Source organism: Streptomyces albicerus, assembly GCF_008905045.1.
Taxonomy (GTDB): Bacteria; Actinomycetota; Actinomycetes; order Streptomycetales; family Streptomycetaceae; genus Streptomyces; species Streptomyces albicerus.
Window position 1 is genome coordinate 49,550 of sequence record NZ_VWMY01000031.1, and the last position, 6,634, is coordinate 56,183.

6 protein-coding genes are annotated in these 6,634 nt (G+C 69.2%); 3 read left to right on the plus strand and 3 right to left on the minus strand.

The genetic code is table 11. The annotated features are described in order from the left end of the window. The first annotated feature begins 106 nt into the window (after window positions 1-106). Entirely contained in the window at window positions 107-931 is an 825-nt protein-coding gene (locus GAS53_RS27355; protein WP_151480382.1) for an IclR family transcriptional regulator domain-containing protein, read from the plus strand. Here GAS53_RS27355 and GAS53_RS27360 read toward each other — a convergent pair. From GAS53_RS27360 to GAS53_RS27370, 3 genes are read right to left on the minus strand one after another with little or no spacing between them, the layout of a single operon-like run. Then, window positions 882-1,826 carry a PDR/VanB family oxidoreductase gene (locus GAS53_RS27360; protein WP_151480383.1) on the minus strand — a complete coding sequence of 315 codons (945 nt, stop codon included), beginning with the start codon at window positions 1,824-1,826 and terminating at the stop codon, window positions 882-884. The two genes, GAS53_RS27355 and GAS53_RS27360, sit on opposite strands and share 50 nt — an antisense overlap. Continuing rightward, window positions 1,823-2,008: a hypothetical protein gene (locus tag GAS53_RS27365; RefSeq protein ID WP_151480384.1), complete on the minus strand. Its 186-nt coding sequence runs from the start codon at window positions 2,006-2,008 to the stop codon at window positions 1,823-1,825. The genes GAS53_RS27360 and GAS53_RS27365 overlap by 4 nt, the downstream gene beginning before the upstream one ends. After that, entirely contained in the window at window positions 2,005-3,075 is a 1,071-nt protein-coding gene (locus GAS53_RS27370; RefSeq protein WP_192583305.1) for an aromatic ring-hydroxylating dioxygenase subunit alpha, read from the minus strand. Before GAS53_RS27370 ends, GAS53_RS27365 begins: the two co-directional genes overlap by 4 nt. Window positions 3,076-3,372: 297 nt before the next feature. On the opposite strand from GAS53_RS27370, the gene GAS53_RS27375 reads away from it, so the two are divergent. Both GAS53_RS27375 and GAS53_RS27380 read left to right on the plus strand, forming a co-directional pair. Next, a complete protein-coding gene (locus tag GAS53_RS27375; RefSeq protein WP_151480386.1) occupies window positions 3,373-5,424 on the plus strand; it encodes a phosphocholine-specific phospholipase C in 2,052 nt (683 codons plus the stop codon). Between the two features lie 198 nt (window positions 5,425-5,622). Continuing rightward, window positions 5,623-6,582: a phospholipid scramblase-related protein gene (locus tag GAS53_RS27380; RefSeq protein ID WP_151480387.1), complete on the plus strand. Its 960-nt coding sequence runs from the start codon at window positions 5,623-5,625 to the stop codon at window positions 6,580-6,582. Window positions 6,583-6,634 lie beyond the last annotated feature (52 nt).

The following is a 6,634-nucleotide window of genomic DNA, read 5'->3' on the forward strand; positions in this document are numbered from 1 at the left end:
TGACGCGCAAGGTCGTTGACAGTTGCGGAAGCGTGCTCCTAGCGTGCGCAGAGCGCACCCTCGTGCGTACAGAACGCACGTGCCGTGCGTCCTCGTGGAGGCGACGATGCCTGCTGGAGCCCGCGAACCGTACTTCGTCCGGTCCTTCGAGCGCGGCCTCGCGGTCATCCGCGCCTTCGACGCCGATCACCCGGAGCTGACGCTCAGCGAGGTCGCCCGGCTCAGCGACCTGACCCGCGCGGCAGCCCGCCGCTTCCTGCTGACGCTCTTCGACCTCGGGTACGTACAGACGGACGGGCGGATGTTCCGGCTCACCCCGCGCGTCCTCGAACTCGGCTACTCGTACCTGTCCAGTTTCACCCTGCCGGAGATCGCCGAGCCCCATTTGGAGCAACTCGTCGCGCAGATAAGGGAATCGTCGTCCCTGTGCGTCCTCGACGGCGACGACATCGTGTACGTGGCACGGGTGCCCACTCGTCGCATCATGACCGCGACGATCACCGTGGGCACCCGATTCCCGGCCCATGTGACGTCCGTGGGCCGGGTGTTGCTCGCGCAGCTGCCGGACGAGGAGATCGACGCCCGCCTCGCCCGCGCCGACCTGCGTCCGCTGACGGCCCGCACGATCGTCTCGGCCGACCTGCTGCGCACCGAACTGCGCCGGGTACGGCGTCAGGGGTACGCGATCGTCGACCAGGAGCTGGAGGAGGGGCTGCGCTCGGTCGCCGTCCCGGTGCGCGACCGGGACGGCGAGGCGGTGGCGGCGGTCAACGTCCCCGTGCACACCAGCCGCAACTCCGTCGAGTCCGTACGCCGTGACCTGCTGCCCCAGCTGCTGGCCACGGTCGCCCGGATCGAGGCGGACCTACGAGTCACGGGTCTCACAGGTCGAGCACGAGGCGCTTCCCGCGGCACCGGGACACACAGATGAGCATGGTCTCGCCGGCCTCCCGCTCCTCGTCGGTGAGCACCGAGTCCCGGTGGTCGGGGGTGCCGTCGAGGACGTCCGTCTCGCAGGTCCCGCAGGTGCCCTCGGTGCAGGAGAAGAGCACCTCGACGCCCGCGGCCCGCACGGTGTCGAGCACGGAGACGTCCGCGGGGACGGTCAGCGTGTGGCCCGAGCGCTCCAGGACCACCTCGAACTCCGTGTCCGCGCCCGTCTCCTGAACCTTCGGCTGGAAGCGCTCGACGTGCAGCGCGCCCTTGGGCCACCCCGCGCACCGCTCCTCCACCGCGTCAAGGAGCGGACCGGGACCGCAGCAGTAGACCAGCGTGTCCGGCTGCGGGGTCCCGAGCACGGAGCCGAGGTCGAGCAGCCCGGTCTCGTCCTGCGGCGCGATGCGCACCTTGTCCCCGTACCGGCTCAACTCCTCGGTGAAGGCGATGGAGTCGCGGGTCCGTCCGCCGTACAGCAGCGTCCACTCCGCGCCCGCCGCCTCGGCGGCGGCCAGCATCGGCAGGATCGGGGTGATGCCGATACCGCCCGCGACGAAGCGGTAGCGGGGCGAGGGCTGGAGGGCGAAGTGGTTGCGGGGACCCCGCACGCGGACCTTCTCGCCCACTTCCAACTGCCCGTGCACATAGGCGGATCCACCGCGTCCGTCGGGCTCCCGCAGGACCGCGATCCGCCAGCTGCGAAGGTCCGCCGGGTCACCGCACAGGGAGTACTGCCGCTCCAGGTCCGGGCCCAGGACGACGTCGATATGCGCGCCCGGCTCCCAGGCCGGCAGTTCCTCGCCCAGCGGATGGCGGAGGGTGAGGGCGAGCACGCCGTCGGCCGCGGACTCCCGGCGGTCGACGACGAGTTCGGCTTCGTACCCGGTCATGAGCTGTTTCCTTGCGGCTCGTGTCCTTGCGGCTCGTGTCCTCGCGGGTGGGCGAGCATCCACTCCCACATCTCGATGGGGTCCTGGGCGGTGTGCTCGCGGCCGCAGTGACAGGTGCCGTGCAGGATGTCGGTGCCCGGCAGCCAGTCGATGCGGTAGATCTCGCCGGTCGGGCTCGTCACTGGACCTTCTCCATGGGCTTCTCGCCCTCCTCGACCAGCCGGGCGAGGATGCGTCGGGCGGCGAGACCGCCGGTGTCGATGTTGATGCTCAGCTCCTGGTAGCCGTGGCGCTCGGTGCCGAGCGTCTTCTGCAGCAGGTTGAGCGCGGTGACGTCCTGCATGACGACCGTGTGGTTGTTCCCCCGCAGGAACTCGGTGACCTCGTCGTCGTCCGTCGCCCAGTCGCGCGAGACCGCCCAGAAGTCGTACACCTTGCCGTCGGCGGACGGCGTGATCGCGTAGGTGATCTCGGTGTGGAAGCCGTTCGGGTCGCTGCCGTCCGCCTCGGGCACCACACCGACCGGGGCGATCCGGCTGTGCAGCAGGTAGAGGCACGGCGTGTGGTACTCGATGTCCTGCCAGCGGGTGATCCGGCCCTTGATGCCGGTGGACTTGGCGTAGAACGGCGGGCACTCGGCGTCGTCCATGTGCCGGCTCACCCGCACGATGCCCGCGCCCTCGTCGACCTCGGTGGTGATGGGCGTCTCGGCGACCTCGGGAGTGCCGATGTAGCCGCCGTGCAGATACGTCTCGTGGGAGAGGTCGAGGAGGTTGTCGACGAGGAGGCCGTAGTCGGCGTCGATGGGCTCCATGCCGCGGACGGTGACCCAGCCGGGGGCGTCGAGGTGCTTCGCCCGGGGGATGGTCTGCGGGTCGGCGAGGGCCGGGTCGCCGATCCAGACCCAGATCAGGGAGTCCTGCTCGACCACCGGGTACGAGGCGACACGGGCCGTGCGCGGTACGCGCTTCTGCCCGGGCACGTACACACAGGTGCCCGTCGTGTCGTACGTGAAGCCGTGGTAGCCGCAGACGATCCGGTCGCCGTCGAGGCGGGTCGGGGCCTCGGACAGCGGATAGCGGCGGTGCACGCACCGGTCGTGCAGGACGACGGGCGTCCCGTCCTCCTCGGTGCGGTAGAAGACGAGCGGTTCGCCGAGGATCGTCCGGCCGAGCAGCTCGCGCCCGACCTCGTGGGAGTAGGCGGCGACGTACCACTGGTTCCTGGCGAAAGCGGTCATATGAGGCATGGGCGGTCCCGTCCCGTTGATGCGGGGCACCGTCGCCCCGCGCTGCCGTGTTGGTCACCACAGTCGTGACGTCGGCCACGGCCCGGCAACCCCGCTTCCGTCTGACGGAAGGCTCACCGGCCGGCGTGCAGGTCGCGTGGGGGCCGCGCACCTCACGTACCGCCGTCTTTCACACAGGAGCCACGCGACCCTTCCCTGACGTTTGTTGCTCTTGGAACACTCCATTCGCGCACGTTCCAGCAAGCATGCGTCCAGCGCACGCCCTCCGTACCCCGTCAGGACAAGAGGTCACCAGCCATGCCTGAAGTGAATCGGCGCCGTTTCCTCCAACTCGCAGGCGGCACCGCGGCGTTCACCGCGCTGTCGGACAGCATCGCCAAGGCCGCGGCGATCCCCGCGGGGTACCACCGCGGCACCATCGAGGATGTCGAGCACATCGTCGTCCTGATGCAGGAGAACCGTTCCTTCGACCACTACTTCGGCGCCCTCAGAGGCGTCCGCGGCTTCGGCGACCCGCACCCGGTGACGCTCGACAACGGCAAGTCCGTGTGGCACCAGTCGGACGGCACCAAGGACCTGCTGCCCTTCCACCCGGAGGCCGACGACCTCGGTATGCAGTTCCTGGAAGGCCTGCCGCACGGCTGGTCCGACGGGCACGCCGCCTACAACGAGGGCAAGTACGACAAGTGGGTCCCCGCGAAGGGCCCCACGACCATGGCGTACCTGACCCGTGAGGACATCCCGTTCCACTACGCGCTCGCCGACACCTTCACCGTCTGCGACGCGTACTACTGCTCGTTCATCGGCTCCACCGACCCGAACCGCTACTACATGTGGACGGGCTACACCGACAACGACGGCAAGGGCGGCGGCCCCGTCCTCGGCAACGACGAGGTCGGCTACGACTGGACGACCTACCCCGAGCGGCTCGAGAAGGCCGGGGTCTCCTGGAAGATCTACCAGGACATCGGCGACGGTCTTGACGCGGCCGGCTCTTGGGGCTGGATCTCGGACCCGTACCGCGGCAACTACGGCGACAACTCGCTGCTGTACTTCAACAAGTACCGCAATGCCAAGCCGGGTGACGTGCTCTACGAGAAGGCCCGCACCGGCACCGACGCCCGCAAGGGTGAGGGCTTCTTCGAGCAGCTGAGGGCGGACGTGCAGGGCGGCAAGCTGCCGCAGGTCTCCTGGATCACCGCACCCGAGGCGTTCTCCGAGCACTCCAACTGGCCCTCGAACTACGGCGCCTGGTACATCTCGCAGGTCCTCGAAGCGCTCACCTCGGACCCCAAGGTGTGGGCCAAGACGGCGCTGTTCATCACGTACGACGAGAACGACGGCTTCTTCGACCACCTCGTGCCGCCGATTCCGCCGCGGTCCGCCGCACAGGGCAAGTCCACGGTCGACGTCGAGCCGGACATCTTCGACGGGAGCGCCACTCACGCCGCCGGTGTGTACGGCCTCGGCCCGCGGGTGCCGATGATCGTCGTCTCGCCCTGGAGCAAGGGTGGTTACGTCTGCTCCGAGACCCTCGACCACACCTCGATCCTTCAGTTCATGGAGCGCCGCTTCGGGGTCGAGGAGCCGAACATCTCGCCCTGGCGGCGGGCCGTCTGCGGCGACCTGACCTCCGCCTTCGACTTCGGCCGCAAGGACACCAAGCCGGTCGACCTCCCGGACACCGATGCCTACGAGCCGCCGGACAACGACCGGCACCCGGACTACAAGCCCACCCCGCCTGCGAACCCCATGCTGCCCAAGCAGGAGCGCGGTCTGCGGCCCGCCCGCCCGCTGTCGTACGCCCCGCTGACCGACGGCAAGGCGGACCCGGCGGCCGGGAAGTTCACGCTGACCTTCGGCTCCGGCAGGAAGGCCGGCGCCTCCTTCCACGTGACCTCCGGGAACCGCACCGACGGCCCCTGGACGTACACCACCGAGGCGGGCAAGAGCGTCTCGGACACCTGGAACTCCGCGTACTCGGGCGGCTCGTACGACCTGACCGTGCACGGGCCCAACGGCTTCCTGCGGGTCTTCAAGGGGCCCGGCAAGGCCGCCGGGCCCGAGGTCACCGCGCGGCACGTCGGGGACGATGTGCAGCTGACCTTCACCAACAAGGGCTCCGCCACGGTGAACCTCAAGCTCACCAACGGCTACGGCGGCAGGCCCCAGTCGTTCCGGGTGCGGCCCGGCGCGACCGTGAAGCACACCGTGGATCTGCGCGCGAGCAAGCGCTGGTACGACCTCACCGTCGTGTCCGACGCGGACGGTTCGTTCCTGCGCCGCTTCGCCGGGCATGTGGAGAACGGGCGGGTGGGCGTCAGCGACCCGGCTATCGCCGACGCCTGAGCGCTCCGCTGGGTGCGGTGCTTCGTCTGCGGGTGCGTGGGGGCTGGTCGCGCCCCGCGGCGGAGCCGCAAATGTCACAGCCCCGCGCCCCTACGGGGCGCGGTACCGCACCCGACTTCAAAGCCACCTAGGAGATGCGATGAGTCCCACATCGCGCGGACTGGTCCCCTGCTGCCGGACCCGGGGTAGTGTGCCCCGGTGACCACGCATTCGAACACTCCTGCAGGTTGGTACCCGGATCCTCAGGGTGCGCCCCAGACGCTGCGTTACTGGGACGGCGCTCAGTGGACCCAGCACACCAACCAGGACCAGCAACAGGCGCAAGCCGCTCAGCAGGCGCAGCCTGTTCAGCACGCCCAGCCTGCGCAGCAGGTTCCGCAGCAGGCGCCCGGGTTCGATCCGCGAGCACAGCAGCAGGCGCCCGGTTTCGATCCGCGAGCACAGCAGCAGGCGGCGGGATTCGATCCGCGCGGCCAGCAGCAGGCGCCCGGTTTCGACCCGGGCGTGCAGCGGCAGGTGCAGCAGCAGGCCGGGGTCGCGGCGAACGCGGCGGGCGGCGGCACGCTGTTCACCGAGCCGGTCCTGGTGGTGAACCAGAAGGCCAAGCTGATCGAGCTGACCAACGAGTACAAGGTCATGGACCAGCAGGGCAACCAGCTCGGCTCGGTCGTACAGGTCGGGCAGAGCGCGCTGAAGAAGGTGCTGCGCTTCTTCGCCAGCCTCGACCAGTTCATGACGCACAAGCTCGAGATCCGCGACGCGTACGGCCAGCCGCAGCTGCTGTTGACCCGGCCCCGCAAGTTCATGAAGTCGCGGGTGCTGGTGGCGCGTCCGGACGGTTCGCCGGTCGGTGAGATCGCCCAGCAGAACATGATCGGGAAGATCAACTTCGCGATCAAGGCCGACGGTCAGCAGGTCGGCGCGATCAAGGCGGAGAACTGGCGTGCCTGGAACTTCTCGATCGTCGACCACGCGGACAACGAGGTCGCCCGGATCACCAAGACCTGGGAAGGCCTCGCCAAGACGATGTTCACGACCGCGGACAACTACGTCCTGCAGATCCACTACCAGCTTCCCGAGCCCCTGTTGAGCCTCGTGGTGGCGACGGCGCTGACCGTCGACACGGCGCTCAAGCAGGACAAGCGAGGGCTGGGCTGACACACGGTTCGTCATGCGGGAAGGGCGGTTGCGGACACTCGCAACCGCCCTT